Origin of the sequence: Pseudomonas sp. TNT2022 ID1044 (assembly GCF_028656895.1) — a bacterium.
Taxonomy (GTDB): Bacteria; Pseudomonadota; Gammaproteobacteria; order Pseudomonadales; family Pseudomonadaceae; genus Aquipseudomonas; species Aquipseudomonas reinekei.
In genome coordinates, this window is record NZ_JAMDHB010000001.1 from 794,469 (window position 1) to 820,770 (window position 26,302).

A 26,302-nucleotide genomic window follows, 5' to 3' on the forward strand; every position below is an offset into this window, starting at 1 on the left:
TTTCAAAACCTCTTATTGTTTGTGCGATTTCCCCAAGGCCTTGGCAACCAGTTGTTCATAGAGTTCGGCATAGGGTTCGACGGCTTTGCACCAATTGAATGGCGCAGCCATCGCCCGGCAGCGCATGGCATGCAACAAGCCCGGGAAGGCGAAGACTTTGAACGCACGGCTCAGGGCTTCCTGATAACTTTCCACCGTGGATTCATCGAACAGGAAACCGGTCACGCCGTTTTCAATGGTGTCGGCCAGGCCCCCGGTATTGCGCGCCACCGGCAGGGAACCGAAGCGCTGGGCGTACATCTGGCTCAAGCCGCAGGGTTCATAACGCGAGGGCATCAACAGGAAATCGCTGCCGGCGAACATGCGTCGGGCATCGGTTTCGTTAAAGCCGATGCGCACGCCGATCTGCCCCGGGAACCGCAGGGCCAGCTCGCGCATCGCTTGTTCTTCTTCCGGCTCGCCACGACCGATGATCGCGATCTGGCCACCGGATTTGACGATGTATTCGGACACCGCTTCGGTGAGGTCCAGGCCTTTCTGGTAAACCAGACGCGAGACCACGGCGAACAGCGGGCCCTCGGAGTCTTCGAGGCCAAACAGCTCGCGCACATGGGCGGCGTTGGCGGCCTTGCCATCCCAGTCGCCGATGCTGAAGGGGCATAGCAGATGCGCGTCAGTGGCCGCGTCCCAGCTTTCGTCGATGCCATTGGGGATGCCACTGAGCAATCCTTGCTGGGTCTTGGCGGCAAGAAAGCCGTCGAGACCGCAGCCGAAATCCGGTGTGGTGATTTCCTGGGCGTAAGTCGCGCTGACGGTGGTGATGTGGCTCGAGTAGGCCATGCCGGCCTTGAGGAACGACATCTTGCCGTAGAACTCCATGCCTTCCTGTTGCAGCGCGTGATGGGGAATACCCAGTTCCGGGCAGGAGCCCAGGCTGGTCACACCTTGGTACGCGAGGTTATGGATGGTGAACAGCGTCGGGGTGCGTTGCCCGCGCCAGTGCATGTAAGCGGGCGCAAGGCCTGCGGGCCAGTCGTGGGCGTGCACCAGGTCCGGGCACCAGTGAATTTGTGCGAGGTTGGCGGCGATGTCGGCCGCTGCCAGGCCCAGGCGGGCGAAACGAATGTGGTTGTCCGGCCAGTCGCGGCCATTGTTGGCGCCGTAGGGCGACCCTTCACGCTCGTAGAGCTCAGGGCAGATCAACACGTAAATGACCAGACCGTCGGGCATGTCCATGCGCCCGATCTTGCACGGCGGCAATGCGGCATGCCCACCGAGCTCGCCGATGATGTGAATCGGGTTTTCGCTGTGCAGCACCTGCGGGTAACCGGGGATCAGCACCCGCACATCGTGCAAGTGCGCCATGGCCCGGGGCAGCGCGGCAGAAACGTCGCCCAGGCCACCGGTTTTCACCAGATCGGCAATTTCAGAAGTGACGAACAATACTTTTTTCTTGTTCGGATTCTGGCTGGCCACGGGGGCCAGAGTCTTGCTACCGGAAACACTGATCGATTGGGCGGCGGGACCACTCACGGTGCTTGATTCGCCGACATGCTGATGAGCACGTTCTCCCTGTACATCTAAAGCCGCACTGATCATATGAATCTCCCGTGTTGTTGATCTAATTCTCACGTCTGGCAAACGGTTGGGTGGCCAATTCCTGTGGCCGGGCACTAAAACGCTGCGCAACAGTGAGCAAGCGCTGCCCAATGCGCTGAAGCAGAATGGGTGGATTAGCCATTGCAAGGATTGCACCAGTCGCAACGCACCTACTGTTCAGTCGACCGAGCACCGGTGGCAAAAGTTTCGACTTTTTTTCCACTTTGTGACCGACCGGTTTTGCCCTGCGAAAATGAGTCTAGGCCAGAACTTAGAGCGGGAAAGGCCAGATGGCAAAATTGTTCGACAATCGGTTCGAAGAGGTACGGACGTGCCGGATTGGAGGGCAATCGCACCGACGAAGGGCATGTTTTTTTGAGAAATTGGTAAGAAATGAAGCAGGACTGTCACAACGATGTGCGTGGGTGAACAGCAGTGGTGCACTATTGTGGTGCGCTGGTTTGGCTGGCGTGGTGGCTGTCAGCGTCTCATCGCGAGCAGGCTCGCTCCCACAGGTTTCTTGAATCGCAACGATTCCTGCAGGAGCAAGCTTGCTCGCGATGAACGATGACCCGGTATCAATTGAGCAACCGGATTGGCTGGCCGGCGGTCCAGGCTTTGATGTCTTCGATCATCTGGGAAAAGAACAGCTGGTAATTCTGCTGGCTGACGTACCCGACATGCGGCGTCGCCAGCACGTTCTCCAGGGTGCGGAACGGATGATGGGGCGGCAACGGCTCGACATCGAACACATCCAGCGCCGCCCCCGCCAGTTGCCGTTTCTGCAAGGCCTTGATCAGCGCCGCTTCATCGACAATCGGTCCGCGTGCGGTGTTGACCAGCAGTGCAGTGGGTTTCATCCAGCTTAAAGCCCTGGCATCCACCAGGCCTCGGGAGCGGTCGCTGAGCACCAGATGTACCGACAGCACGTCGGCCTGTTCGAACAGTTCCTGCTTGCTGACGTAACTCACGCCAACCTGCGTCGCCCGCTCTGCGGTGAGGTTTTCACTCCAGGCGATCACGCGCATGCCGAACACCTGGCCGAACTGCGCCACTCGCTGGCCGATGCTGCCCAGGCCGAGGATCGCCAGGGTCTTGCCATGCAAATCGCCCCCCAGACCCTGTTGCCATTGGCCGGCGCGCAGGGCATTGGCTTCGGTCACGAGGTTGCGGGTGGCGGCCATGATCAATGCCCAGGTCAATTCCGGCGCAGCATGCTTGTAGCTGTCGGTGCCGCACACCTGGATGCCCAGCGCCGCCGCAGCCTTGAAGTCGAGGGCGGCGTTGCGCATGCCGCCGGTCACCAGCAGCTTCAGTCGGGGCAGGCGTCGCAGCAGGTCTTCGTCGAATCGCGTACGTTCACGCATCACGCAAATCACTTCGAACGCTTCCAGGCGCTGGGCCAGGGTGTCGTGATCGGCAGGGTAGTCGTGGATGAAACTCACCTGGCCGACGTCTTCCAGTTCCGACCAGTCAACCACGTTGCGCGCTACGTCCTGCCAATCGTCGATCACTGCAATCTGCACCGCCATCAGCCTTACCTCTTTAACGCACGGGGTTGGTTTTGTTCAGCCAGTCGAGCAAGGCCTTGTGGAATTTCGCCGGTTCTTCCATCTGCGGGGCGTGGCCCAGGCCCGGGAATTCCACCAGTGTCGACTGGGGAATGAGCTTGGCCACCTGCTTGCCGAGTACGTCATATCGGCCGATCTTCGCCTTCACCTCGGGAGAGGCGAGGTCTTTGTTGATCGCCGTGCTGTCTGCCGTACCGATCAACAACAGGGTCGGCACTTTCAGGTTCTTGAATTCGTAATACACCGGCTGGGTGAAGATCATGTCGTAGATCAGTGCCGAGTTCCATGCGACCTGCGTCTTGCCCGGGCCTTTGGCCAGGCCGGCGTACATGTCCACCCAGCGGTCAAACTCCGGCTTCCAGCGGCCGTCGTAGTAAGTGCTGCGTTGGTAGTCATGAATGCCCTTGGCGTTGACCTTCAGTTCACGCTCGTACCACTGATCGACGCTGCGGTAGGGCACGCCGATGGCTTTCCAGTCTTCCAGGCCGATGGGGTTGACCAGGGCCAGTTGTTCAACCTGATCGGGATATTGCAGCGCGTAACGGGTGGCGAGCATGCCGCCGGTAGAGTGGCCGAGCAGGGAGGCTTTTTGAATGCCGAGGGCCTTGAGCAATTGCTGGGTGTTGCTCGCCAGTTGCTGGAATGTGTACTGATAGTGGTCAGGCTTGCTGGACGTACAGAAACCGATCTGGTCCGGCGCGATGACCCGGTAACCGGCGTCGCTCAATGCCTTGATCGACGTTTCCCAGGTTGCCCCGCAAAAATTCTTGCCGTGCATCAGCACCACGCTGCGGCCATTGGCCTTGCCATGGGCGGCGACGTCCATATAGCCCATTTGCAGGGATTTGCCCTGGGACTCGAAGGCGAAGTGCTTGACTGTGTAAGGGTATTCAAAGCCTTGCAACTCGGGGCCGTAGGCCGGGCTTTCAGCTGCAAGGGCCGGCAGTGATGCGGTGAGCAGCAGGCCGGGAAGCCAGAGTGAGCGGGTCAGGGGCATGGGTAACTCCTTTGTAAATCCGTCGATGCTGGATCGGGATGATTAGGGCGACATTAACAAGGCAATCGCCGTCCCGGTTGGTTCAACCCATCCAGCCCAAGGTGGCCAGCGCCACAACGCCATAACGGGCACCCTTGGCCAGGGTCACGATCAGCAGGAAACGCCCCAGGGGCTCACGCATCACGCCGGCGACCAGGGTCAGCGGGTCGCCGATGATCGGAACCCAGCTGAACAGCAGTGACCAGTGACCATAGCGCTGATAATGATGACGGGCTTTTTCCAGATGCGCAGGGCTGACCGGGAACCAGCGCCGGTCACGGTAGTGCTCAATGGCGCGGCCCAGCCACCAGTTCACCAGCGAGCCAAGGACATTGCCCAGTGTCGCCACCGCCAGCAATGCCCACAGCCAATACTTGCCGCTGAGCAGCAAGCCCACCAGCAGCGCTTCGGACTGCAATGGCAGCAGGGTAGCGGCGCCGAAGGCCGCCAGGAACAAACCGATGTAGGCGCCGAAAATCAATGGGCCGGGTAATCCGCCACGACCATCTCCGTACCGTCCTTTTTCAGGCCGATCACTTGGTAGGCATCGCTCATGCCGTCCATCTCCATGCCGGGCGAACCCATGGGCATGCCGGGAGCGGCGACGCCCAGCAGATCGTCGCGTTTGCTCAGGGCCAGGACCTGATCGGCCGGTACATGACCTTCGACGAATTTGCCGTTGATCAAACCGGTGTGGCAGGACGCCAGGCGCGGAGGGACGCCATGTTGTTGCTTGAACTCACTCATATTGGCTTCGACATGGTCCTCGACCTTGAAGCCGTTGGCTTCCAGGTGGGTGATCCACTTTTTGCAGCAGCCGCAATTGGCGTCACGATGAACTTCGATCGGGATCAAATCGGCGGCCTGGGCCAGGGAGGAAATGAACAGGGCGCTCAAGGCAGCCAGACGCAGAGGGGTTCGCATGTTGGCAAGGGTCTCGGATTGAGTGCGAAAAACGCATTCTGACCGGTTTCCCTGGCGATGAGAGGGGAGATTGTTACCAGGTTATACAAAAGATGCACGCGCGTGGCTTGCCGCCGATGGCGTTCTCAAGTGCGCTATCGCCAGCAAGCCGGCTCCTACAAAGACCAGGCTTCGCGACACAGAGGTCTTACACAGGACTGTAGGAGCCGGCTCCCACAGGGGGATCGCGGTGGGGCTAACGATGCGGGTAGTCACCGGGGCCGCCACGATCATCGTAGTGATGGCCATGGTGTCCGCCGCCGTGGGGGAATACGATGCAGCCGCTCAGGGACAACAGGGCCAGCAGGGGAATCAGCAGTGTGATTCGACGCAACATTTGTAACTCCTCATGGTTAACGCCGCAGTGAAGCCAAAACGCTTCAGCGGCTGTAACATGAGACCCCGTTTGCAGCGCCCCATCCCCGGAAAACGGTAAGGGCTTGGCATGCATTCGGATACAAAGTGGATACATTTATTCAGATTCAGGAACTGCAAATGACCCAGTCGCAACGTTTGAAATATTCGATTCTGATCTCCCTGGTGGTGCTGGCGATCATGTTTGGCCTGTCGTATTTGCAGAACACCGGCGTCATCAGCGAAAAACTGTTCCAGTACATCGCCATTGGCGTGGCGGTGGTCGTGGTGGTCATCAATGGCGTGATGCGCCGCAAGGTCAAGCCCTGAGCCGCGAGGCCCCGGGCCAGGCTTGATCAATCGTTGTGCAGCGCGGCAGCGGCCCGAGGGTCGAGGCTGTAGCTTTTGTCCGGGTTGAGGACAATCACGCCTTCGCTGCACAGACGTTTCAACACTTCGCGCACGCTCAGAAAGGACAAGGGAATATCCAGCTCCAGCAGATGACTGTGCACGCCGCGCACGCCGAGGCTGCGCTCGCTTTCGGCAGCTGTCAGAAGGGCGTCGATGACTTTCAGGCGAATCAGACTGGTTCGCAAGCCAAAGCTTTTGAGCAGGAAGCGAATCCGCTCGTTGCCATGGCGCTCGGTACGCTGGTCGAAAACACCGACCCCAATGGAAGATCCCTTTGGCGCGTTGCTACCGTCCGTTGGCAGATGCGAGTTGTACATTGCAAAACTCCTTTTCAGAGCCTGATCAGGAAAAATGGGCGCTCTTACATAACAAGACGTATGAGCGACCCGAATCATGAAGACTTAGATGTAGAAATTTCGTCGTCATTACGTCACCGGTCTGTCAGACGCCTGTAAATGGCGGTTCAATCGCCTAAATATTTGTATTTTGCTTCGTCCTTAAAAGGATGCGCGGCCTGCGTGTCAGTACGCAGAACGGTGACCATCGTTTTTCGATCAGGAGCGAGTGTGATTATTTCCAGCCAGTTAACCAGGTTGAGCCTGGCGGGTTTGTGTGTCGGGCTGAGTCTTGCGGCGAATGCGCGCAGTCAGCCCGAGCAGGCGAGTGCCGAGATCCGCCGGACCAGTTTCGGCGTCCCGCACATTCGTGCGCAGGACGAGCGCGGGCTCGGTTACGGCATCGGCTATGCCTATGCTCAGGATAACCTGTGTTTGTTGGCCAATGAGATCGCCACGGTGAACGGTCAACGGTCGCGTTATTTCGGCCCGGACCAGTTCACGGTGGAAGAACGTGAAAACCTGGTCAGCGACCTGTTTTACAATTGGTTGAACACCCCAGAGGCCGTCGATGGATTCTGGCAGGCTCAAACCCCGGACGTGCGCGAACTGATGGAAGGTTATGTGGCCGGCTACAACCGTTCCCTGACGGAGCGTCGGGAGCAGGGACTGCCGGGGCAATGTCAGGGCGACTGGGTGCGTGATATCGCCACCACGGATCTGGTCAAGTTGACCCGCCGTTTGTTGGTCGAAGGCGGTGTCGGGCAGTTTGCCGAAGCGCTGGCGGGTGCGACGCCTCCGGCCGCCGTTGCCGGTAATGCCGGTAATGCCGGTAATGCCGGTCATCAAGCGTCCTATCAACTGGCCGCTTCGCGCATCCAGCGTTTCGCCCTCGATCGCGGCAGTAATGCGGTGGCGGTGGGCAGCGATCGCTCCTTTAATGGCCGCGGCATGTTGTTGGCCAACCCTCATTTTCCGTGGGTCGGCGGCATGCGTTTTTATCAGATGCACCTGACCATTCCCGGCAAACTGGACGTGATGGGCGCCGCATTGCCTGGGCTGCCGTTGATCAATATCGGCTTCAACCAGCACTTGGCCTGGACCCACACCGTGGACTCATCCAGGCATTTCACCTTGTATCGCCTGCAACTCGATCCAAAGGATTCGACGCGCTATATCGTCGACGGCAAGTCGCTGCCGATGCACAAGCAAACGCTTATGGTCGACGTGAAACAGTCCGATGGTACGGTCAAGGCCATTTCCCATGAGGTGTACAGCTCGCAGTTCGGTCCGATCGTGCAGTGGCCCGGCAAACTGGACTGGGACAACCAGTTTGCCTACAGTCTGCGTGACGCCAACCTGGAAAACGATCGGGTGTTGGCGCAGTGGTACGCGATGAACCGCGCCGACAGTCTTGAAGCGTTTCAGGACAGTGTCCACAAGATCCAGGGCATCCCCTGGGTCAACACGCTGGCGGCGGACGACAAGGGGCAAACGCTGTACATGAACCTGTCGGTGGTGCCGAACGTCAGCACCGAGAAGCTGGCGCAGTGCAGCGATCCGCGCATCGGCCTGCAAATGATCGTTCTCGATGGGGCCAACAGCGCTTGCGCCTGGGACATCGACCCGCAGGCCGCGCAAAAGGGCATTTATGCGGCGGGTAAACTGCCGCAACTGTTGCGCAAGGACTTTGTTCAGCATTCCAATGATTCGGCATGGATGGCCAACCCCGCGCAACCCTTGACCGGATTCTCGCCGCTGATCAGCCAGGACAGCCAACCATTGGGCCTGCGTTCGCGATTCGCCCTGGACCGACTGAGCACGCTGACCAAGGCGGGCACTCTCGACGCGGCGGATCTGCAGCACATGGTAATGGATGATCAGGTCTATCAGGCGGCGCAAGTCATGCCCGACCTCCTGCAATTCTGCGCCACCGACCTGGGGGCCGATGCGAAAACGCTGGCGCCGCTGTGCGCCAGTTTCAAGGCTTGGGATCGCAAGGCGAATCTCGACAGCGGCCTGGGCTTTGTGCATTTTCAGAATGTCATGGAGCCTCTTGAGCAGGCACCGGATGTCTGGCGGGTAGCGTTCGATGCCAAGGATCCGCAACACACACCACGCGGGCTGGCGATCGATCGTCCACAAGTGGCGCAAGCGCTGCGCCAGGCGATGTTGGCCTCGGTCGAACAGGTCAACGCGACCGGTCTGAAGCAGGACAGTCGCTGGGGCGATATTCAGGTCGTCAGCAGCGGTGGCCAGCAAACCCCGATTCACGGTGGACCGGGTTCACTGGGTGTCTATAACGCGATCCAGAGTGTGCCCCGAAGCGATGGCAAGCGTGAAGTCGTCAGTGGCACCAGCTATCTGCAAGTGGTGACGTTCGATGAGAAGGGACCGCAGGCCAGGGGATTGCTGGCGTTTTCGCTGTCCAGTGACCCAGCGTCGAAATATTCCCGGGACCAGACCGAGGCATTTTCCAGGAAGCAACTGAGTGTGCTGCCGTTCACCGAGCAACAGATCAAGGCTGACCCGCAGTATCAGGCCCGGACAATTCGTGAGCCGGATGAAAAAGCCGGGAAGGTGGCTGCCCAATAACCAAAGCAGGCTTTGCTGCAGCAATAAAAGAAGGCCGCGCCCCGCAAGGGTCGCGGCCTTTTAGCTTTTCGGTGGTTGTTGTGGGATCGAGTTGAGGACCGGGTTGCCCTCTTTGTTGCGAGTCAGGTAGACCGGCAGCACCTTGGGCAGGGTCGCTACCAGGGTGTTGAGTTCCTTGATGTTGTAAATGCCACCGATGCGGATCGCCCCAGTGCTCTGGTCGGCAACCATCAACGGGGTTTCCAGGTAGCGGTTGATCAATGGCAGCGCATCGTTCAGCGCCAGGTCATCGAGTACCAGTTTGCCGTTGAGCCAGGCCAGCGAATTGTCGTTTTCGTAGGTCTGACTGATCTGTGGAATGTAGTCGCCATGACGATAGCTCGCCTGCATCGACGGGCCGAGTCGCAAGCCGTCCCCCGGCAAACCATCATCGCTGCTGACCAGCACCGAGCCTTCGATCAGGTTCACTTTCACCTGATCTTCATACATCCAGACGTTGAATTTGGTCCCGGTGACGCGGATCTTGCCTTCGGCCGCCTTGACGACGAAAGGGTGCCTGCTGTCGTGGCTGACGCTGAAAAACGCCTCGCCTTTTTTCAGGGTGACCTGGCGATGATCCTTGTAATTGCTGTAGACCAGCTCGCTGCCCAGGTTCAGTTCGACTGTGCTGCCGTCATTGAGAATGACCTGGCGTACGTTGTTGGTCGCTTCGAAGTGTTGGTACGAGTTGGGCAGCCATCCCAGATTCCAGCCGCTGTAGGCCGCCAGCGGCAGTGCCAGTGCACAAACAGCGGCGGCCATGCCGAAAGCGCGCCACGGTGTCTGCGCTTTAACCGCCACCATCGGCACGACCACGCTCTCCGGTCGAGGCAGATCGCCGGCGACATCCCAGATTTCCAGCATGGCCTCGTACTCGAACGCATGAAGCGGGTGCGCATCCCGCCACTGCTCGAACGCCAGACGCTCCTGCGCGGTGCAGTCTTCGGCGTGCAGACGCATGCACCACTGCGCGGCGGCGTCGGTGATAGCATCATATTCGGCTTGCGAGAGAGAATTATCGGTCATTGACTCATCCTGATTTCCCGCATTCTAACCTTTGGCGGAACGCAGAGAGAACATCGGTCATGGCAATTACCCATCAACGTGTATTTATTTTTATCGGAACAGACCGTAAACAGCGCATTGCCGAGATGTATTCATTGCCGGCGTGAAAAAACGTTCATGCGCAGATCAACGGATCTGCGCATGTTTCGTGGAAACTCAGGCCGATGAAGTGGATGCCACCGGCACCGGGTCCAGTTGCCGGCCCATCTCGCAGATCAGAAAAGCAATCGAGTCGGCATTGCGCAAAATGACGTCAATGCGTTTTTCAGCGTTCTGCGGGTTGAGAAACGCATTGCGGGCGGCTTCCATGGTCTTGGTGCCGGTGACCTTGAGGATTTCTTTGCCAACGTGCGTCGACCCCGGAATCAAATCCAGGCTCAGCCATGACTGCAATTCGTTGTCCCAGCGCGCGAACAGTTCTTCCCTTGGCGTCTGCAGGGACAAAGCTTCGCGCTGAAAATCCACCTGACTTTGCTTCATTGCCCGACCGTAACCGGTGATGGGTGAGACCAGGTCACTGAAGGGGCGCCTGGCCTCCAGGGACGCTATATCCACGGTTTTTGAGAAAAGGTGAGAAAACTCATGGATCAGCGTGGCTGCCTGGCTGTGGCCTTCGATATCAAAGGGTTCTGTCAGACAAGGCTCGTAACACTCGAGCTGCTGATCAAAGAACCTCTCGGTGAAATGCACATTCTTCTTTAAATCGCCCGCAACGACGAAGGCGATGATGTTGGCTTGCTGGTACTTGTTCGATCCGACCACAAATCGCTCGGTGTTCATCAAGTCTTCATCCGGGTCCACCAGCGCCGTGCAGATGGGCAGGATGGACTGCTTGATTTTGTCGAGCAGGGCTGCGTCGACGCTGCTGACATCAAAAAAACGCCTGAACAAGCCATCCAGTCGCGTCCCGGGGGTAAGCTTTCTTTGCTGCGCCAGATTGTGCAGGCTGTTGAAGGCGTAATAGCGCGCCATATCGATGGCCTGCACAATCATGCGCGCCTTTTGCGGGTGGTTGGCGCGGATGTTTTCCATGCCGCGTGCTTCGATGTTCAATACCCGGTTGGCTTCATGGCTGGTGATGTACTCATTACGCATTTTTGACAGGGCTTTTCCGAAGTGCACGGTATGCACATCGGGGTCGATGACCATTTGCTGTGTCGATGTGGTGGCGAGCGTAGGGCCATCCTGTTCGGCGTTGAGGATCTGCCATGCCGCACCGGGTCTGGCGACGCGATATACCTTGCCGGCGACAGGCGCGTAACGCTGTTGACTGACCGGATCGAGGTAGGTGCCATCGTTTGCATTCCTGGTCAGATCTTTCAAATTGACGGTCGGTGCTTCAAAGGATTGCAATGATGTGCGTAACGGCGCCGTCGGTTTTAACTCAGACCATTTCGGTTGCGTCACGGGGGTTGCGACCGGCTCTGTTGTGGTCGTTGCCTGCGATGTCACGAGTTCGCCCTCCAGCGACAATCGCCCCAGTGAGACCATCTGCGCCGCGCCGGCAATGAATTCCTGCATGGCCCGTTTCCAATGGTGGTCCTGCAACGCTTCGGCGGAGGCTTCGAAGTCCTTGAAGCTATGCCATAAAAATTGCAGGTAGGCGAGTTTGCCCGGCAACAGCCCGGAAGCCAGTTTGATGCCGGAGCTGAACAGGTGTTTGACGGCCTCCCAATCGGACTGGGCAGTCGCCTTGGATCGACTGCCGAGCATCCGCTCCATAAGACTGGCATTGTCGCTGTACAAACGCCCCAGCAGGTTGCCGTCAATGGGCGACGAGGCGAGGGTGATTTCGCTGACTTGGCCGATCGTGCTCTTGAGCAGATGACTGAAGCTCGACTGTTGTGTGTCGGGGAGTCGTCGAATAACAAGATCCTGGAGCGCCCCCGGGTTATTGATCGCGGCAACAACACTGGCCTCGTTCTCGAATTCGCTGAAAACCGGACCTGGGAAATAAGGCGCATAAAGAATGTGCGGCCCCTGTTTACCGGCACCGGGACTGATCAGATACAGGCCCAGGGTTTTGACGGCGGCGGATCCGGCTGTCTTGATCAACTCAAGTGGACGGACGACAGCGTGCGCACCTTCCACGGTCGCCCGAGCGGTGGCATCGGGCATATCAAGCACCTGGCTGATCAGGTCGAACGCACGGGTGGAAAGACGCTGCTGCAACTTCAAGGCATGGGCGTGTTGTAGCAACTGCCAGGGTAACTGCTCAGCAAAGCGCCGCTTGCGAACGTCACTGTCAGTGCCGGTCAACTTATCGGACACCATCTTTGCAAAGTCGCTGTCAATCTTCAGCGCCTGCAATAGCTGTTGGACGGCGTCTCGATTCAGACCCTCTGGCAGCGTTTTGGTGGTCGTCGAGGTGACCGTGAACCCGGTGCCCTGGGCAATATTGATGTGATTCAGGGCGAACTCAGTCAGGGTCCGGGCCGGACCGACCAAGGCCAGATTGGGGGTGATTTCGATTTCGTCGGGGGCGAGTGATTCCTTGGGGAAACGGCTGGCAAGCAACGACTTCAATCGATGATGGGTGTAGTCCGACAGCGTCTGTATGCCGTGCAGGTAGTCTTTGTCATCGGTAACGCTATTGCGGTATTGCTCGAGCAGTTCGATGTGTAACTGCTGCTCATCGATCGGCGCCATGCCAAGCCAGGCGGGGAGTGACTGTTGTCGAGAGATCGCCTTGGCGATGCGTGAGGCTCTGCGCAAGTTGGTGTCGATAGCGCGCTTGCTCAGTTCTTTAAGCGCCTTGTTCTGTTTGGCGGGCGCAAGCTCGCGCGACCGTATGTGCTCGCAGGCTGCCAGAAAGTGCTCGATGGACGATTGCGAGAGCTGCTGCAAAACATTGCCCTCGATCAACCGCAACGAGTTGATTGAGTAGTGTTGATGAAAGTGACGCCCGGACGGGGGCAGGTTTTCCAGCAGCTCCAGGCGTTTGCTTGCGTCGAGCAGGCGGCGGTTCAGTGCTTGCTTCGCCCGGTTGAGCGAATCGAAGACCTCAAGCCCGGTTGCGGGGGTCCATAAAGTAACCCGCCCCGAATGCTGGTTATCCAGCCCGCCCCGTTCGGTCAGCAGCACGCAATTGGCCAAAGGCAGCACGTCTTTCTGTCCCGTGCATTGAAGAATCAGCCTATAAGCGTCAGGCCGGAATCCGTTGAGTGCGAGGCGACGTTGGCGATCCGGATGATCCGAATTCAACACCGTATCGACGATGGCCTTGTCAGCGTCCCGCAAGCTGGCGTCCAGCACTCGCAAGCTGGCTTCCCCACGAATACCGACGGCGAGGGAATGGGTCAGTTGGGGGGTCATCCTCTCGAGGTAGACCCGTTGCAAGGCCAGTGAGGTGAGCGGTTGGGCGGCGAAGTCCGCGTTGATCAGTGCTTCAATATCGCCGAAGGTTTTCACGTAGGCCGCCGCGGTGTCGGCTCGCACGGCGGAGGGTTGTTGATTGCCGACCAGTACAGGGCGTGTGCCCCAGCGGCCATGGGCATCCAGCGAGAGCATGCGTTCGCTGATCATCGAGCGAATATCCAGCGCCTTGTCGAACAAGGCCTGGATGTTCACCGTGCCATCGCTATGCCGAAAAACCTGCAGGGCGTATTCAATGTTTTGCCGTTGTTTGGTGATGATCGCCTCGAACAACACGGCGAATATCGGGCCGGAGATGACCTCTCCGGAGACGTGCGGCTGATTGAAACCGATGAAACGGTTGCGTTCTTCCAGACTCAGCAGGCCGTAGAGTTCGTCCTCGTGACCGCTGGCGCTGAACTTGCGCAGCAAGGTTGCTTTCAAGTCCTGATAGTCCTTCAGCACCTGCAATCCTTGAGTGGGGGTGTAGAGACAGGCGTTGGCGTGACTGATCATCAGCGAGCCTGCCAACGACACGTAATTGGCCTGCTGTTCCCACAGGCGCACCGTCTCCAGGGTAGGGCGCCGGGTGGAAAGGGCAGTCTCATCGAACAAGCTCTGCAAGGCTTGGCTTTGTTCGGGCCTGATGATCTGCGCCTCGCGTTTGAGCAGAATCTCTGCGCGCGCCTGCTCACGGATCGCTCGACTGAAAAACGCCCGACGCGAAGCGCCGTCGCCGGTTGTCGGTGCTTCCCAGTACGACTCCAGACGCCGGAACAGCAGAGGAACCAGTTTGCTGGAGGCGCTTTTTATCGCGGTCTCCCAGTGTTGCTGGTCGGTGCTGGCGGGTGTTCGTTTAGGATGGGTGAATTCGTGGGTCTGTCCGATGGGCCATCGCTGATGACGGTAATACTGCAAAACCGCGTCGCTCAATGACATTGAACTGTGCCAGCGCCGTGTCGGTTCACTGTCGTTATCGACGTTATCGCTGAGCATCGTCATGTAGAAATTAACCTGGGTCTTGCTTTGATCCAGACCTGGAAACGTCGGCTGCAGCGATTCATCGAGTATTCCATCGAGCAGGGACGCGAGGGTTGGCAACGCTGCCAATTCGTCGAGCATGGCTTGATGGTTCAATTGCTGATTATTGGCGACGCCCTTGCGCAGGTCGTCGAACACGTCACCCTCAATGACTTCATAGGTCACGCGGACATTGTCGCTGGCGGCGAGATTTTTACGCGCGGCCAGCGACATCAGCGCCAGCAGGTCGTCGTCCTCGCCGGCATTTTTCAGGGTCTGGCCGAGTTGCTCGGTCAACGCCGAACGACTGTCGAACTTCTGAATGCCGCCATAGGGGGTGTAGACAATGATCCCGGCGGTTTCCGGGGTGGGGCTCAACACGAAACTGCCGGCCAGGGGGACCGGCGCCTGATCAGCCGTCGTCAGCAGGATTTTTTCGGCAATCATTGGTGGCTTTTGCTCGCCGCGTAGCGATTGGCTGGCCAACTCCACGTGGCTGAACCATTGAAAGTCGCGTTGCGTGAGCCCGTGCGTTTTACCCAGTTCGGTCCAGCGACCGGGCGAGTTCAAGGCTTCGGAGAAAAACAGTCGGGCAGGCGGTGTGGGCATCGTCGGGTCTCGTTCGAGGCGCCACTGAAAGCGCCTGTTGATGGAGCAACGAGACTAAAAGCCGACGCGGTGGCGCAGGCGGTAGATAGTTAATGCACAGGCGATGGGGATTCGTGCAAACACGCGCAATCGAAGGGTTGACAGGCTACCCGCGGCGCGTGGTTAATCGGCGGTCTACGTACGCTGTAGCCCCCTCCAATAATTAGTCTGGAGCTTCAGATGTCTGCGCCACACGATCATGTGTCTACTGTTGTCTCGCAAACCCTGTCCCTCGAAGAGCTGACGGCATTGCTTGAGAAGATATTCCTGCGCCATGGCACCTCGGCCGACGTCGCGCGGGTGCTGGCGCAAAACTGCGCCGGTGCCGAGCGTGACGGCGCTCATAGCCACGGCGTGTTCCGTATTCCCGGTTATGTGTCGACGCTCAAGAGCGGTTGGGTCAACGGCCAGGCTGTGCCGGTGGTCGAGGATGTGGCTTCGGGTTTTGTCCGGGTCGACGCCAACAATGGTTTTGCGCAACCGGCGCTGGCGGCTGCCCGGCCCTTGTTGGTAGAGAAGGCGCGCAGTGCGGGCATCGCGGTATTGGCGATTCGGAACTCCCATCATTTCGCCGCGCTATGGCCGGACGTTGAGCCTTTTGCCTATGAAGGCCTGGTGGCACTCAGTGTGGTCAACAGCATGACATGCGTGGTGCCCCATGGTGCGGATCGACCGTTGTTCGGCACTAACCCGATTGCTTTCGCCGCCCCTCGGGCCGACGGTGAGCCGATCGTTTTCGACCTGGCCACCAGCGCCATTGCCCACGGCGACGTGCAGATTGCCGCGCGCAAGGGCGAACGCCTGGCACCGGGCATGGGCGTGGACGGTCTTGGCCAGCCGACCCAGGACCCGAAGGCGATTCTTGAAGGTGGCGCGTTGCTGCCATTCGGCGGGCACAAGGGCTCGGCGTTGTCGATGATGGTGGAGCTGCTGGCGGCGGCGCTGACCGGGGGCAATTTTTCTTTCGAGTTCGACTGGAAGAACCACCCGGGGGCCAAGACGCCCTGGACCGGTCAGCTGTTGATCGTTATCGACCCGAGCAAAGCCGCCGGGCAAAGCTTCGCCGAGCGCAGCCAGGAGCTCGTGCGGCAGATGCATGGTGTGGGGCTCAAGCGGTTGCCGGGGGATCGTCGTCATCATCAGCGCGCCAAATCGCACGCCAGTGGCATTGCGCTGGATGAGCAGACGCTGGCGGATTTGCGGGAGCTGGCGGGGGGCTGACGCTGCGCAGGCGTTCTCACCCTGTGGCAGACGGCTGGCTGGCGATGGCGTTCTTGAGGGGCGCCATCGCCAGCCGGTTCCTGCACGTGAGTTTAACGGCGTGCCAGCAGCAACCCGACCACCAGGCCGAAACCGGCCGATACCGCCACGGTTTGCCAAGGATGCCCGCCGATGTAGCTTTCGGTGGCTTCGACCGCCGGTTTGGTCCGGTCGCGTACGCTGGTCACCGAATCCCGGGCCTGCTGGAGTTTCAGGGCAATTTGCCCCCGCAAGGTCTCCGCTTCCTCCCCGACCAGTGATGCACTGCTTTTGAGCAGTTTTTCCGATTCTTCGATCAGCGCCTGAAGCTCGCTGAAGGCTTGGTCCTTGATTTGATCTTCGGCAGCCTGTGCGGCGGTTTTCCGGGCCATTGAAGTACTCCTTGCAGTTGGGTGAACAGTGAACAGTGGAGTCCGCCGCACGGGAAAAAGTTGCAGCGATTTCTCACGTCAGCCCGATTCCGAAGAAATCCGGAGCAGGACGTTTCGTCCTACAGTGTAAGATGTCGCCTATTTTACGCAGCAGGAAAATCCCATGAGCTTCAATCTGGCCGACAAATCCCTTGCCGAGCGCGCTGCGCTTGAAGATGAAAAATCCCGTCTGTTCGAACTCTGGCAAAACAATCTGGGCAAAGCCAAGGGTGAGGCTGCCCGGTTGTTCGGCGAACGTGCCAAGCGCAAAGGCAAGTGGGCCGAGTGGGTTCGCGCCGAGCTGGACGGTATGTCGCCACCTGAGTACTCGAACATGGTGCGCAGTGAAGTCAATCGCCTGATGGCTGCCAGCAAGTAAATCCCTAGGCAAAACTCGCCACTATCGCCTCGCGCACTTTCAGCATCACCGGGTCGAGCTGGGTGCTGGTACGCCAGCCCAGTTCGATCGGGTAGCGCGGCAAATCCAAAGGGCAGGGCAGCAGCACCAAACCACTGAGTGCCGCAATGCTGCGGGCCGCATGCGCTGGAATGGTCGCCACGGCCTGACTGCCCTTGAGCAAATGCGGCAACGCGGCAAAGTGCGTGGTCGAGGCGCAGACCCGGCGACTCAATCCCAACGCCGCCAGCCCCTCGTCAGTGATACCGATAAAACCGCCTGAGGAGACAAGGATGTGCTCGCGGCCGACGAATTCCTCCTGGCTGATGGTCTGCTGCCCTTCGGCCAGACTGAGCGGGTCGACCAGACACAAGTAATTTCCTTCCCCCAGCACCTGACGGCTCAGCAAGCGTTCAGCGAAGCCGCCGGCGGTAATCGCCAGGTCAATGCTGCGTTCCATTAAGGCCTGGGCGACGATCTGGCTGTGGGTCTGGCGAAAGATCAGCCGCAGTTTCGGCGCGCAGCGAGCGATTTCTTCGATCATCCGGCGCCCGTAGGCAATCTCGAAATCATCCGACAAGCCAATGCTGACCGAGCGTCCTTCGTAATGTCGGGTCGTCGGATCGACCATCGCCAGGCTCTGCCGACATTTGTTCAGGGCATCGCTGACCACCGGTTTGAGTTGATTGGCCCTGAGCGTGGGTGCCAGCCCTCGACCAGTCCGGACAAACAACTGATCGCCATACACCTCGCGCAAGCGGCGCAGTGCGGCGCTGACCGCCGATTGCGTGACGCCAAGGCGCAGCGCCGCTCGACTGGCGCTGGATTCTTCGTGCAGGGCTTCAAAGACTTTCAGCAAGTTGAGATCAATGTCTGCGATATTCATTTGGTTCATATCATTTAGCAGTTAACTGGGCTTTATTCATGATCCTGTGTCGCCGCAAAATCAGCAACATCTGACCCAACTGGAGTTACCGCGATGCCCAAGTCAATCGTTGCTGCGCTGCAAATTGGCGCCTTGCCCGGCGGCAAGGCCGACACGCTGGAGCAGATTTTGTCGTATGAAGACGCAATCATCGAATCCGCAGCGGCGCTGGTGGTCATGCCCGAAGCGTTGCTCGGCGGGTATCCGAAGGGTGAAGGTTTCGGAACTCAGTTGGGCTATCGCCTGCCGGAAGGGCGCGAAGCTTTTGCCCGTTACTTTGAAAATGCCATTGATGTGCCGGGGCCGGAAACCGACGCACTGGCCGGACTTAGCGCGCGTACTGGCGCCAACCTGGTGATCGGTGTTATCGAGCGCTCCGGCAGCACGCTGTACTGCACTGCGCTGTATTTCGATCCGCAGGCAGGGCTGGTCGGCAAGCACCGTAAATTGATGCCGACCGGCACCGAACGGCTGATCTGGGGCAAGGGCGATGGTTCGACGTTACCGGTGATCGACAGCCAGGTGGGGCGGATCGGGGCGGTGGTGTGCTGGGAAAACATGATGCCGCTGCTGCGCACGGCGATGTACGCCAAAGGCGTTGAGGTGTGGTGCGCGCCGACGGTCGACGAGCGGGAGATGTGGCAGGTCAGCATGCGGCACATAGCTCACGAGGGGCGATGCTTTGTGGTCAGCGCCTGTCAGGTCCAGGAATCGCCACAGGCTTTGGGCATCGATATCGCCAATTGGCCATCGGATCGGCCCTTGATTGCGGGCGGCAGTGTCATTGTCGGGCCGATGGGCGACGTTCTGGCCGGCCCCCTGCGAAAGGGTCCCGGTTTGCTGACGGCGGAAATTGACACCGATGACTTGATCCGCGCCCGATACGACTACGACGTGGTCGGCCATTACGCACGCCCGGACATCTTCGAATTGACAGTGGACGAACGGGCCAGACCCGGTGTCCGATTCAACACATAACCTGCTGCATGAATCAGGTTTACCGGCTGCCAGTTGTCGGTCCAGGCAGGCTGAGTTTGCCACTATCGACGAAACGCATCGTGCCGAACAAGCCTCCCGCCAGTTTGCCGCGCAGGATGTAGGGCATGTTGTTGAGGGTTTGCGTCCGGCTCAGGCCTAAAGTCTGGCGCAGTACCGAGAATGCCGACACGCTGACGGGAACCGTCAGCACTGTTTCGGAGAAGCGCGCAATCGAACCGGACTGATCGCTGACGCCCGCGGCGAAGGGCTGGTCGTTGATGTCCAGGTCCAGGGCCACACCGTTGAAATTGATCGAGCTTTCATTGGGGTTCTGCACGCGAATCTTCACGGCAAAGCGGATTTCCATGTCCTGGCTGGGCAAGGGCTCGATGCCCACGACATTGATGTTCAGCGGATCGTGCTGGGGCAGCAGGGCGCAGGCGCTGAGCGAAAGCAGCAGCAACGAAAGGGTGAAAGCAAGGAGGCTGCGCATGTGTAATCACTCGACAGAAAGAGGGAACAAGCCGCCGATCGCTCGACACTGAGCAATGTTCGGCGGCTCTACTGTGCGACCACACCCACTGTGAGGGGTTCGCCTCAAACTGTCACGCTGCAGGTGTGTGCTTCAGCGATTGAGCGCAGCGGCGGGGCCAGTCGCCTGCGGATTCTCCATGACCTGCAAAATCGACGCTTCAGGATCGAAGTCGTCTTCTTCGAGCTCGATGAATTCTTCCGGCAGGAAGATGTTCAGGACGATGGCGCACAACGCACCGACGGTGATCGGCGATTCGAAAATGTTGTGCAGCGCCTTGGGCAGCTCACGCAGCACTTCCGGCACCGCCGCCACGCCAAGCCCCATGCCAATCGAAATCGCCACGATCAGCATGTTGCGCCGGTGCAGGCCGGCTTCGGCGAGGATCTTGATCCCGGCCACGGCGACCGTGCCGAACATCACCAGTTCGGCGCCGCCGAGCACCGGTTTCGGCATCAATTGCAGCACCGCGCCAATCATTGGAAACAGCCCCAGGACCACCAGCAAACCGGCGATGAAAAACGCCACGTAACGGCTGGCCACGCCGGTCAACTGGATGACGCCGTTATTCTGCGCGAAGGTCACCATTGGCATGCTGTTGAACACCGCCGCCATCGCTGAGTTGAGGCCGTCGGCCAGCAATCCGGATTTGATTCGGCGGATGTAGACCGGGCCTTTGACCGGTTGCCGGGAAATCATCGAGTTGGCGGTCAGGTCGCCGGCGGCTTCCAGTGGCGACACCAGGAAAATCACCGCCACCGGTACGAACGCCACCCAATCGAAGGAGAATCCGTACTTGAAAGGTACCGGTACGCTCATCAGCGGCACGGCGGGCAGGCTGGCGAAATCAACGTGGCCCAGGAGCCAGGCCACGACATAGCCAAGGGTCAGGCCGATGACGATTGCCCCGAGGCGAAGAAACGGCACGTCCACGCGGTTCAGGATCACGATCGTGCCCAGCACCAGTGCGGCCAGGCCCAGATGGCTGGCGGCGCCGAGGTCAGGCGCGCCGAAGCCGCCGGCAATGTCGGTCATCGCGACCTTGATCAGCGACAACCCCATGAGCGTGATGATGGTGCCGGTCACCACCGGGGTGATCAGCATGCGCAGTTTGCCGATGAACTGGCTCAACACGACTTCGATGAACGCGGCGAAGAAGCACACGCCGAAGATCGTCGAGAGGATCTCGTCGGTGCCGCCGCCCCGGGCCTTGACCATGAACCCGGCACTGAGGATCACGCTGATGAACGAGAAACTGGTGCCTTGCAGGCACAGCAACCCTGAGCCGACCGGGCCGAAGCGTCGCGCCTGAACAAACGTGCCCAGGCCGGAAACGAACAGCGCCATGCTGATCAGGTACGGCACTTCGCTTTGCAGACCGAGGGCGCTGCCCATGATCAGCGTCGGCGTGATGATGCCGACGAAACTCGCCAGCACGTGTTGCAGGGCTGCGAACACGGTAGCCGTCAGGTGAGGACGGTCGTTGAGGCCGTAGATCAGGTCGTTATTGCGCGGGGCAGGCGATTTTTCAGAGACGGTCATGGTGATGTGCGGGCCAAAGGGCAGGCCGGGTCAGAAAATGGAGGCGCAGGATGCCAGAACAGTCTGGCTACAGCAAAAGAACAGATCAAACGCTGCGGGCCAATCCTCGTTGCCTGACCCGCAGCCATCGCCAGCAAGCCGACGCCTACCGTATTTGTCAGGCCACCGGGATTACCGGCAGGTCCAGGGTTTCCCCGCCGCTGAACCGCGAAAACGAGCTGGAGATGCTTTCATGCGGTACACCCTTGGCCACGTCACTGACACCCTCCAGACGCGCCAATTGTTCTGCACTCAATTGCACATTCAACGCACCCAACGTCGCATCCAGTTGCTCCCGTGTCCGCGAGCCGAGGATTGGGATCAACGCCGTGGTCGAGCGTTTGGCCTTGTCCCGAAGCCAGGCAATCGCCACATGGGTCGGGCTGCTGTCCAATTCCGCCGCAACGGCCAGCAAGGTGTCGAGGAGGGCGGTTTCACGGGCGCTTTTCTCGGCGTAAACCAGCATGCCCAGTTTGCTCGCGCGGTTATCGCCCTCGCTGTTGCGGTACTTGCCGGTGAGGAAGCCACCGCCCAGTGGCGACCACAACGTCGCCGCCAGGCCCAGCGCTTCGGCCATCGGCAATTGTTCGCGCTCGGCGGTGCGTTCGGCAAGGCTGTACTCCACCTGAATCGCAGCAATCGGCGCAAAACCGCGCACTTCGGCCAGGAGGTCGGCACGCGATATGCGCCATGCCGGAAAATTCGACAGCCCGGCGTAATGGATCTTCCCGGCCCGTACCAGATCGTCGAAGCCGCGCAGGATCTCTTCCATCGGTGTCACGCCATCGCTCATGTGCGCCCAGAACAGATCGAGGTGATCGGTTTTCAGTCGCTTCAAACTCTCTTCAACGGCGCGAACCATGTTTTTGCGGTTGTTGCCGGTGTGGGAAATGCCGTCGGCTGGCGTAGTCCCAAGCGTGTATTTGGTCGCGATGACCAATCGATCACGTTCGGCCGCGATGAACTCACTGAGCATGGCTTCGGATTGGCCACCCTGATAGCCGTTGGCGGTATCGATGAAATTGCCGCTTGCCTCCAGGTAACCGTCGAAAATGGCTTTGGCTTCGTCACGTTCCGCACCATGCCCCCAACCCGTGCCGAAATTGCCGGCACCCAAGGCCAGTTCGGAAACACGCAAGCCGGTTTTACGGCCAAAGACCTTGTAATGCATGGCGGAAGACTCCTGAAGAAAGCATCGTGTTTTATATTGTCGTAAACATCTATTAAATATGATGCGAATAATTTTAAACGTCAACACGCTTTTCCATGAGGCGCAAAGCCTTCGATCAACGGTGTGCGCTACTGCCAGTTTCTGACAGGGGCCTCTGCTAAGCTCCGACGAATTTCCCTACAGAGTTGCCGATCGTGTCGCGAACCACCCGCCTGTTGACTTTGCTGCAAGTGCTTCGCGGTAAGCGCCGCCCGGTGACGGCAGCAACGCTGGCCGGTGAGCTGGAGATCTCCGAACGCACGCTCTACCGCGACATTGCCGAACTCACCGCGCTCGGCGCACCGATCTATGGCGAGGCGGGAATCGGTTACGTGTTACGCAGCGGTCTGTTTCTGCCGCCGTTGATGCTCAATGCCGATGAAACCGAAGCCATCGTGTTGGGCTTGCGTTATGTCGATCAGCGAGGTGATGAGGTATTGAGCAAGGCCGCCGCCGATGCCCTGGCCAAGATTGCCGCAGTGCTGGCGCCGGAAGCGCTGGACGCGCTGCACAACCCAACCGTAATGCCGGGGCCGTCGGGTTATGGTTTTGCGCCGAATGCGGTGCCGCTGAACGTATTCCGTCAAGCTATTCGCACTCAGGCCAAATTGCACATCGATTATGCTGATGCCCGCCAAGTGCCCAGCCAGCGGCTGATCTGGCCGTTGGCTTTGGGCTTCCTCAATGAGGTGCGCATCATCGTCGCCTGGTGTGAATTGCGCGACGCCTATCGCACCTTTCGCACCGACCGGATCTCGGCGGCGAGCGAGCAGGGCGAGCACTATCCGGGGCGGCGCAGCGACCTGTTGCGCACTTGGCGCAAGCAGATGCAACTGGACGATTCCGGGCGTTTCACTCCTGACAAGAACTGACACTCAGCTGTTCTAGCATGGCTCCAGAATCAACCAACAAGGAGCCGTACCATGTCCCATTCAGCCTCTGCACTGGCGCCGGCCATCGCTGCCTACATTGATGCCGCCAACGCTCGTGACACCTCGCGTGTCGGCAGTTTTTTCGCTGAAGATGCCAATGTGTTCGATGAGGGCCAGCACCAGATCGGCACCCAGGCCATCGCTCAATGGATGCAGGACACTGCCGAGCGCTACCAGCCTCGGGTCGAAGTGCTGGGCGTGCAGCAGCGCACCGGTAAAGTGCTGGTCAATGGCCTGATCTCCGGCGCGTTTCCCGGCAGTCCACTGCAATTGCGCTACATGTTCCGCCTCAATGACCAGGGCAAGATCGCCCGGCTGGACATTTCACTCTAGCTGTCGCGATCTGGTGGCATACTGCCGAGCATGAATGTCGACTCTCCCCTCAGCGCCTGGCAACACGCCATCGAACAGAAGGGCTTCGTCCAGGACGAAGCCCAGGAACACGCCGTCTGGGCCTTGCAGAAGTGCCATGAAGCGCTGCATGAAGGGCGTAAACCGGTCATGGGTGTTTACCTGTGGGGGCCGGTCGGGCGTGGCAAAACCTGGTTGATGGACCAGTTTTACCAGCACTTGCGGGTGCCGGCCCGGCGTCAGCACTTTCACCATTTCATGGGCTGGGTGCACCAGCGCTCGTTTCAACTGACCGGCACGGCTGACCCGCTCATGGCGCTGGCCCGTGAGCTGAGCGAAGAAGTGCGGGTGCTGTGTTTCGATGAGTTGTTCGTCAACGACATCGGTGACGCGATCATTCTCGGGCGCCTGTTCCAGGTGATGTTCGAACTGGGCGTGGTGGTGGTCTGCACCTCTAACCTGCCGCCGGATCAACTCTACGCCGACGGCTTCAATCGCGACCGGTTCACGCCGGCCATCGCCGCGATCAAACAGCACATGCAAGTGGTGGCGGTGGACGGCGGCGAGGATCATCGCCTGCATCCCGGCCAGGGGCTGCAACGTTACTGGGTTGCCGAACCCGGCCAGCCCAGCGCGCTGGCGGATGTATTCAAGGTCTTGACCCTTGGCCAGGCCGTATCCAGCGAACCGATCAACGTCGGTTACCGTTCGCTGGCTGTGGTGCATACCAGTCAAACCGTGCTTTGGTGCCGTTACGCCGACCTCTGTGAACAGCCGTTCGCCGCCATGGATTTCATGGCTTTGTGCGACACCTTCAGCACAATTCTGTTAAGCGACGTGCCCAATCTCAGCGCGCAAAAGCGTGCCGGACGAATCGCCCGGGGCACCGAAGACGCGGCCGAGCGTGTGGAGGCGGGCGACCGCGAGTTGCCGCAGTTATCGGTGCACGACGATGGCGTCCGGCGGTTTATTGCCCTGGTGGACGAGTGCTACGACCGCAAAGTGCCGTTGTACCTCGAAGCGCAGGTACCCATGGAGGCGTTGTACACCGAGGGCTATCTGGAATTCCCGTTCCGCCGCACGCTCAGTCGTTTGCAGGAAATGCAGCTGGAACGTTTCGCCGAGGCATGAGACCCAGGAGGAATGACCATGAATCACCCTCTTTCGCATCATTTGTTGACCATGGCGTATCAGAACGCCTGGGCCAATCACCGGCTGGCCAAGGCCTGGGGCCAATTGAGTGAAGATGATCTTCAGGCGCATCGCGTCAGTTTCTTTCCCGGCATCCGCGCCACCCTCAACCACATCCTGACCTGCGACTGGTTTTACGTGGATGCCCTGGAGCGGGAGCTGCGCGGCGATGATCCGCATCCTGAGTGCTATGTGTTTTTCAAGGAAGACGAGCCATTCACCGCAGCTGAAGACCTCAAGCGTGAACAGGCTCACGTCGACCGACGCCTCATCGCCTATTGCGAACAGATGCGCGATGCCGATCTAGGCAAGGTTGTCACCATCGCCCGCGATACGCCGCAGTACGACAGCCGTTTGCGCTTGCTGTCACATCTGTTTGAACACCAGATCCATCATCGTGGGCAGGTTCACGCGATGCTCAGCGGAACGTGGGTCAAGCCGCCGCAACTGGACGAGTTTTTCTGTGCGGGCGAGGCTCGGTTGCGGGCGGAGGACTTTGCAGAGCTGGGGTGGACCGAAGCTTTGATCTGGGGGCATCAGGGTTGAAGGATCGCAGCCTGCGGCCGGTCCTGCAGGGGTTTCGATCTTTTGATCTTGCACCCGCATAGCGCTCACGATAGGGTCGCTGTCCGTTGCCAATTGCGCACCGGCAATACTTTATGTGATCGAGGATGGAAATGGATTCCGCAGAAATTCTTGTACTGCAAGCCAGCTACACCAACCCGGTGCATGCCGAGGCCATCGGGCGGGTGCTCGACAGTTACGCTCAGGACCCAATGGGCGGCGGCCATGCCTTGCCCGCCAGCGTGCTGGAGCATCTGCCGGGCGAGCTGGCCAAGCGAGCCCATGCGTTCAGCGTACTGGCGTTTGTCGGCGGCGAACCGGCCGGGCTGATCAATTGTTTTGAAGGCTTCTCCACTTTTGCCTGCCGGCCTTTGGTCAATGTCCACGATGTGGCGGTGGTGCCGAAGTTTCGCGGGTTGGGCTTGAGCCAGCGGATGCTGCAAAAGGTCGAAGAAATCGCCCGCCAGCGCGGTTGCTGCAAAATCACCCTGGAAGTGCTGGAAGGCAATGCGGTGGCGCAGGCCTCGTACGGCAAGTTCGGCTTTGCTCCCGGCGAGTTCGACCCGGCCCACGGGCGCATGATGTTCTGGATCAAGCCACTTTAATCCGGACGAAAAAAAGGGCGTCCAATCCGGACGCCCAACAGGTCTTCTCTGACTGATGAGCAACCAGTCGAAGGTGGAACAATCATTTCGGCCTGTAGGTCTCGGTCATTTGCGCGGTCTGGTCGTCCGGGACCCGCAGTTCAAGGGTCTGGCCTTGCGTGATATTGCCCAGCGCCAGTTGCTGGTTGTAGCGCAGCGTTTCGAAGTAGTACCTCATGCGCTCGGCGCCGCCTTCAGCAAAAGCGCTGGCGGAGCCGAATGTCATGAGTGCGGCGAGAATGAATGTTGTGCGTTTCATGGTGTGCCTCCCACTTACAGATGTCGGATGCCTGTCGTCCATGAGTCAATGAATCAAAGTCGAACGCTCATTATCCGC

Annotated in this window: 25 protein-coding genes; 10 read left to right on the top strand and 15 right to left on the bottom strand. The window is 59.4% G+C overall.

Features of this window, described 5'->3' with window-relative positions; genetic code table 11:
* Positions 1-12: 12 nt before the first annotated feature.
* From glgA to M5G20_RS03555, 6 genes are all read right to left on the bottom strand, one after another.
* Positions 13-1,599, bottom strand: a complete 1,587-nt coding sequence (glgA, locus tag M5G20_RS03530; protein WP_273917922.1) for a glycogen synthase GlgA — start codon at positions 1,597-1,599, stop codon at positions 13-15.
* A gap of 578 nt (positions 1,600-2,177) precedes the next feature.
* A complete protein-coding gene (locus M5G20_RS03535; RefSeq protein ID WP_273917923.1) occupies positions 2,178-3,131 on the bottom strand; it encodes a D-2-hydroxyacid dehydrogenase family protein in 954 nt (317 codons plus the stop codon).
* A 13-nt stretch (positions 3,132-3,144) separates the two neighbouring features.
* Complete coding sequence (locus M5G20_RS03540) at positions 3,145-4,167, bottom strand: alpha/beta fold hydrolase (protein WP_273917924.1); 1,023 nt, start codon at positions 4,165-4,167, stop codon at positions 3,145-3,147.
* An 82-nt stretch (positions 4,168-4,249) separates the two neighbouring features.
* Positions 4,250-4,684: a YqaA family protein gene (locus M5G20_RS03545; protein ID WP_273918070.1), complete on the bottom strand. Its 435-nt coding sequence runs from the start codon at positions 4,682-4,684 to the stop codon at positions 4,250-4,252.
* Complete coding sequence (locus M5G20_RS03550) at positions 4,684-5,130, bottom strand: DUF411 domain-containing protein (RefSeq protein WP_273917925.1); 447 nt, start codon at positions 5,128-5,130, stop codon at positions 4,684-4,686. The genes M5G20_RS03545 and M5G20_RS03550 overlap by 1 nt, the downstream gene beginning before the upstream one ends.
* A 235-nt stretch (positions 5,131-5,365) precedes the next feature.
* Positions 5,366-5,506, bottom strand: coding sequence for a hypothetical protein (locus M5G20_RS03555; protein WP_273917926.1), 141 nt, complete (start codon positions 5,504-5,506; stop codon positions 5,366-5,368).
* Between the two features lie 158 nt (positions 5,507-5,664).
* Here M5G20_RS03555 and M5G20_RS03560 point away from each other — a divergent pair, with 158 nt between their 5' ends.
* The gene (locus tag M5G20_RS03560) at positions 5,665-5,853 is read left to right on the top strand and encodes a hypothetical protein (RefSeq protein ID WP_273917927.1); all 189 of its coding nucleotides are present in this window, start codon (positions 5,665-5,667) and stop codon (positions 5,851-5,853) included.
* 26 nt (positions 5,854-5,879) lie between these two features.
* Here the strand turns inward: M5G20_RS03560 and M5G20_RS03565 are convergent, their stop codons facing one another.
* On the bottom strand, positions 5,880-6,251 hold the full coding sequence (locus M5G20_RS03565) for a fe2+ zn2+ uptake regulation protein (protein ID WP_273917928.1): 372 nt from the start codon (positions 6,249-6,251) through the stop codon (positions 5,880-5,882).
* A 249-nt stretch (positions 6,252-6,500) separates the two neighbouring features.
* On the opposite strand from M5G20_RS03565, the gene pvdQ reads away from it, so the two are divergent.
* Positions 6,501-8,864 carry a bifunctional acylase PvdQ gene (pvdQ, locus tag M5G20_RS03570; protein ID WP_273917929.1) on the top strand — a complete coding sequence of 788 codons (2,364 nt, stop codon included), beginning with the start codon at positions 6,501-6,503 and terminating at the stop codon, positions 8,862-8,864.
* A 60-nt stretch (positions 8,865-8,924) separates the two neighbouring features.
* Here the strand turns inward: pvdQ and M5G20_RS03575 are convergent, their stop codons facing one another.
* Together M5G20_RS03575 and M5G20_RS03580 are read right to left on the bottom strand one after the other, a co-directional pair.
* Positions 8,925-9,929, bottom strand: coding sequence for a FecR family protein (locus M5G20_RS03575; RefSeq protein ID WP_273917930.1), 1,005 nt, complete (start codon positions 9,927-9,929; stop codon positions 8,925-8,927).
* A gap of 195 nt (positions 9,930-10,124) precedes the next feature.
* Positions 10,125-14,951: a dermonecrotic toxin domain-containing protein gene (locus M5G20_RS03580; protein ID WP_273917931.1), complete on the bottom strand. Its 4,827-nt coding sequence runs from the start codon at positions 14,949-14,951 to the stop codon at positions 10,125-10,127.
* A gap of 219 nt (positions 14,952-15,170) precedes the next feature.
* On the opposite strand from M5G20_RS03580, the gene M5G20_RS03585 reads away from it, so the two are divergent.
* Positions 15,171-16,211 (top strand): Ldh family oxidoreductase, encoded by a 1,041-nt coding sequence (locus M5G20_RS03585; protein ID WP_273917932.1) that lies wholly within the window; start codon positions 15,171-15,173, stop codon positions 16,209-16,211.
* Between the two features lie 92 nt (positions 16,212-16,303).
* Here the strand turns inward: M5G20_RS03585 and M5G20_RS03590 are convergent, their stop codons facing one another.
* On the bottom strand, positions 16,304-16,621 hold the full coding sequence (locus tag M5G20_RS03590; protein ID WP_150732792.1) for a DUF883 family protein: 318 nt from the start codon (positions 16,619-16,621) through the stop codon (positions 16,304-16,306).
* A gap of 163 nt (positions 16,622-16,784) precedes the next feature.
* Between M5G20_RS03590 and M5G20_RS03595 the strand changes: the two genes are divergently transcribed.
* On the top strand, positions 16,785-17,039 hold the full coding sequence (locus M5G20_RS03595) for a hypothetical protein (RefSeq protein ID WP_150732793.1): 255 nt from the start codon (positions 16,785-16,787) through the stop codon (positions 17,037-17,039).
* A 4-nt stretch (positions 17,040-17,043) separates the two neighbouring features.
* On the opposite strand, the gene M5G20_RS03600 is transcribed toward M5G20_RS03595, so the two are convergent.
* Positions 17,044-17,952, bottom strand: a complete 909-nt coding sequence (locus M5G20_RS03600) for a LysR family transcriptional regulator (protein WP_273917933.1) — start codon at positions 17,950-17,952, stop codon at positions 17,044-17,046.
* A gap of 84 nt (positions 17,953-18,036) precedes the next feature.
* Between M5G20_RS03600 and M5G20_RS03605 the strand changes: the two genes are divergently transcribed.
* Entirely contained in the window at positions 18,037-18,960 is a 924-nt protein-coding gene (locus M5G20_RS03605) for a carbon-nitrogen hydrolase family protein (RefSeq protein WP_273917934.1), read from the top strand.
* 19 nt (positions 18,961-18,979) lie between these two features.
* On the opposite strand, the gene M5G20_RS03610 is transcribed toward M5G20_RS03605, so the two are convergent.
* From M5G20_RS03610 to M5G20_RS03620, 3 genes are all read right to left on the bottom strand, one after another.
* On the bottom strand, positions 18,980-19,453 hold the full coding sequence (locus tag M5G20_RS03610) for an LEA type 2 family protein (protein WP_273917935.1): 474 nt from the start codon (positions 19,451-19,453) through the stop codon (positions 18,980-18,982).
* A 132-nt stretch (positions 19,454-19,585) separates the two neighbouring features.
* Positions 19,586-21,034, bottom strand: coding sequence for a nucleobase:cation symporter-2 family protein (locus tag M5G20_RS03615; RefSeq protein WP_273917936.1), 1,449 nt, complete (start codon positions 21,032-21,034; stop codon positions 19,586-19,588).
* A gap of 157 nt (positions 21,035-21,191) precedes the next feature.
* Positions 21,192-22,244, bottom strand: coding sequence for an aldo/keto reductase (locus M5G20_RS03620; protein ID WP_273917937.1), 1,053 nt, complete (start codon positions 22,242-22,244; stop codon positions 21,192-21,194).
* 194 nt (positions 22,245-22,438) lie between these two features.
* Between M5G20_RS03620 and M5G20_RS03625 the strand changes: the two genes are divergently transcribed.
* The 5 genes from M5G20_RS03625 (at position 22,439) to M5G20_RS03645 (ending at position 25,926) form a co-directional block, all read left to right on the top strand.
* Positions 22,439-23,155, top strand: a complete 717-nt coding sequence (locus M5G20_RS03625) for a helix-turn-helix transcriptional regulator (protein ID WP_273917938.1) — start codon at positions 22,439-22,441, stop codon at positions 23,153-23,155.
* A gap of 51 nt (positions 23,156-23,206) precedes the next feature.
* Entirely contained in the window at positions 23,207-23,548 is a 342-nt protein-coding gene (locus tag M5G20_RS03630) for a nuclear transport factor 2 family protein (RefSeq protein WP_273917939.1), read from the top strand.
* A gap of 30 nt (positions 23,549-23,578) precedes the next feature.
* Positions 23,579-24,697 (top strand): cell division protein ZapE, encoded by a 1,119-nt coding sequence (zapE, locus tag M5G20_RS03635; RefSeq protein ID WP_273917940.1) that lies wholly within the window; start codon positions 23,579-23,581, stop codon positions 24,695-24,697.
* An 18-nt stretch (positions 24,698-24,715) separates the two neighbouring features.
* Positions 24,716-25,303 carry a DinB family protein gene (locus tag M5G20_RS03640; RefSeq protein WP_273917941.1) on the top strand — a complete coding sequence of 196 codons (588 nt, stop codon included), beginning with the start codon at positions 24,716-24,718 and terminating at the stop codon, positions 25,301-25,303.
* A 131-nt stretch (positions 25,304-25,434) separates the two neighbouring features.
* Positions 25,435-25,926 (top strand): GNAT family N-acetyltransferase, encoded by a 492-nt coding sequence (locus M5G20_RS03645; protein ID WP_273917942.1) that lies wholly within the window; start codon positions 25,435-25,437, stop codon positions 25,924-25,926.
* An 82-nt stretch (positions 25,927-26,008) separates the two neighbouring features.
* Here the strand turns inward: M5G20_RS03645 and M5G20_RS03650 are convergent, their stop codons facing one another.
* The gene (locus M5G20_RS03650) at positions 26,009-26,224 is read right to left on the bottom strand and encodes a hypothetical protein (RefSeq protein ID WP_273917943.1); all 216 of its coding nucleotides are present in this window, start codon (positions 26,222-26,224) and stop codon (positions 26,009-26,011) included.
* Between the last annotated feature and the right edge of the window lie 78 nt (positions 26,225-26,302).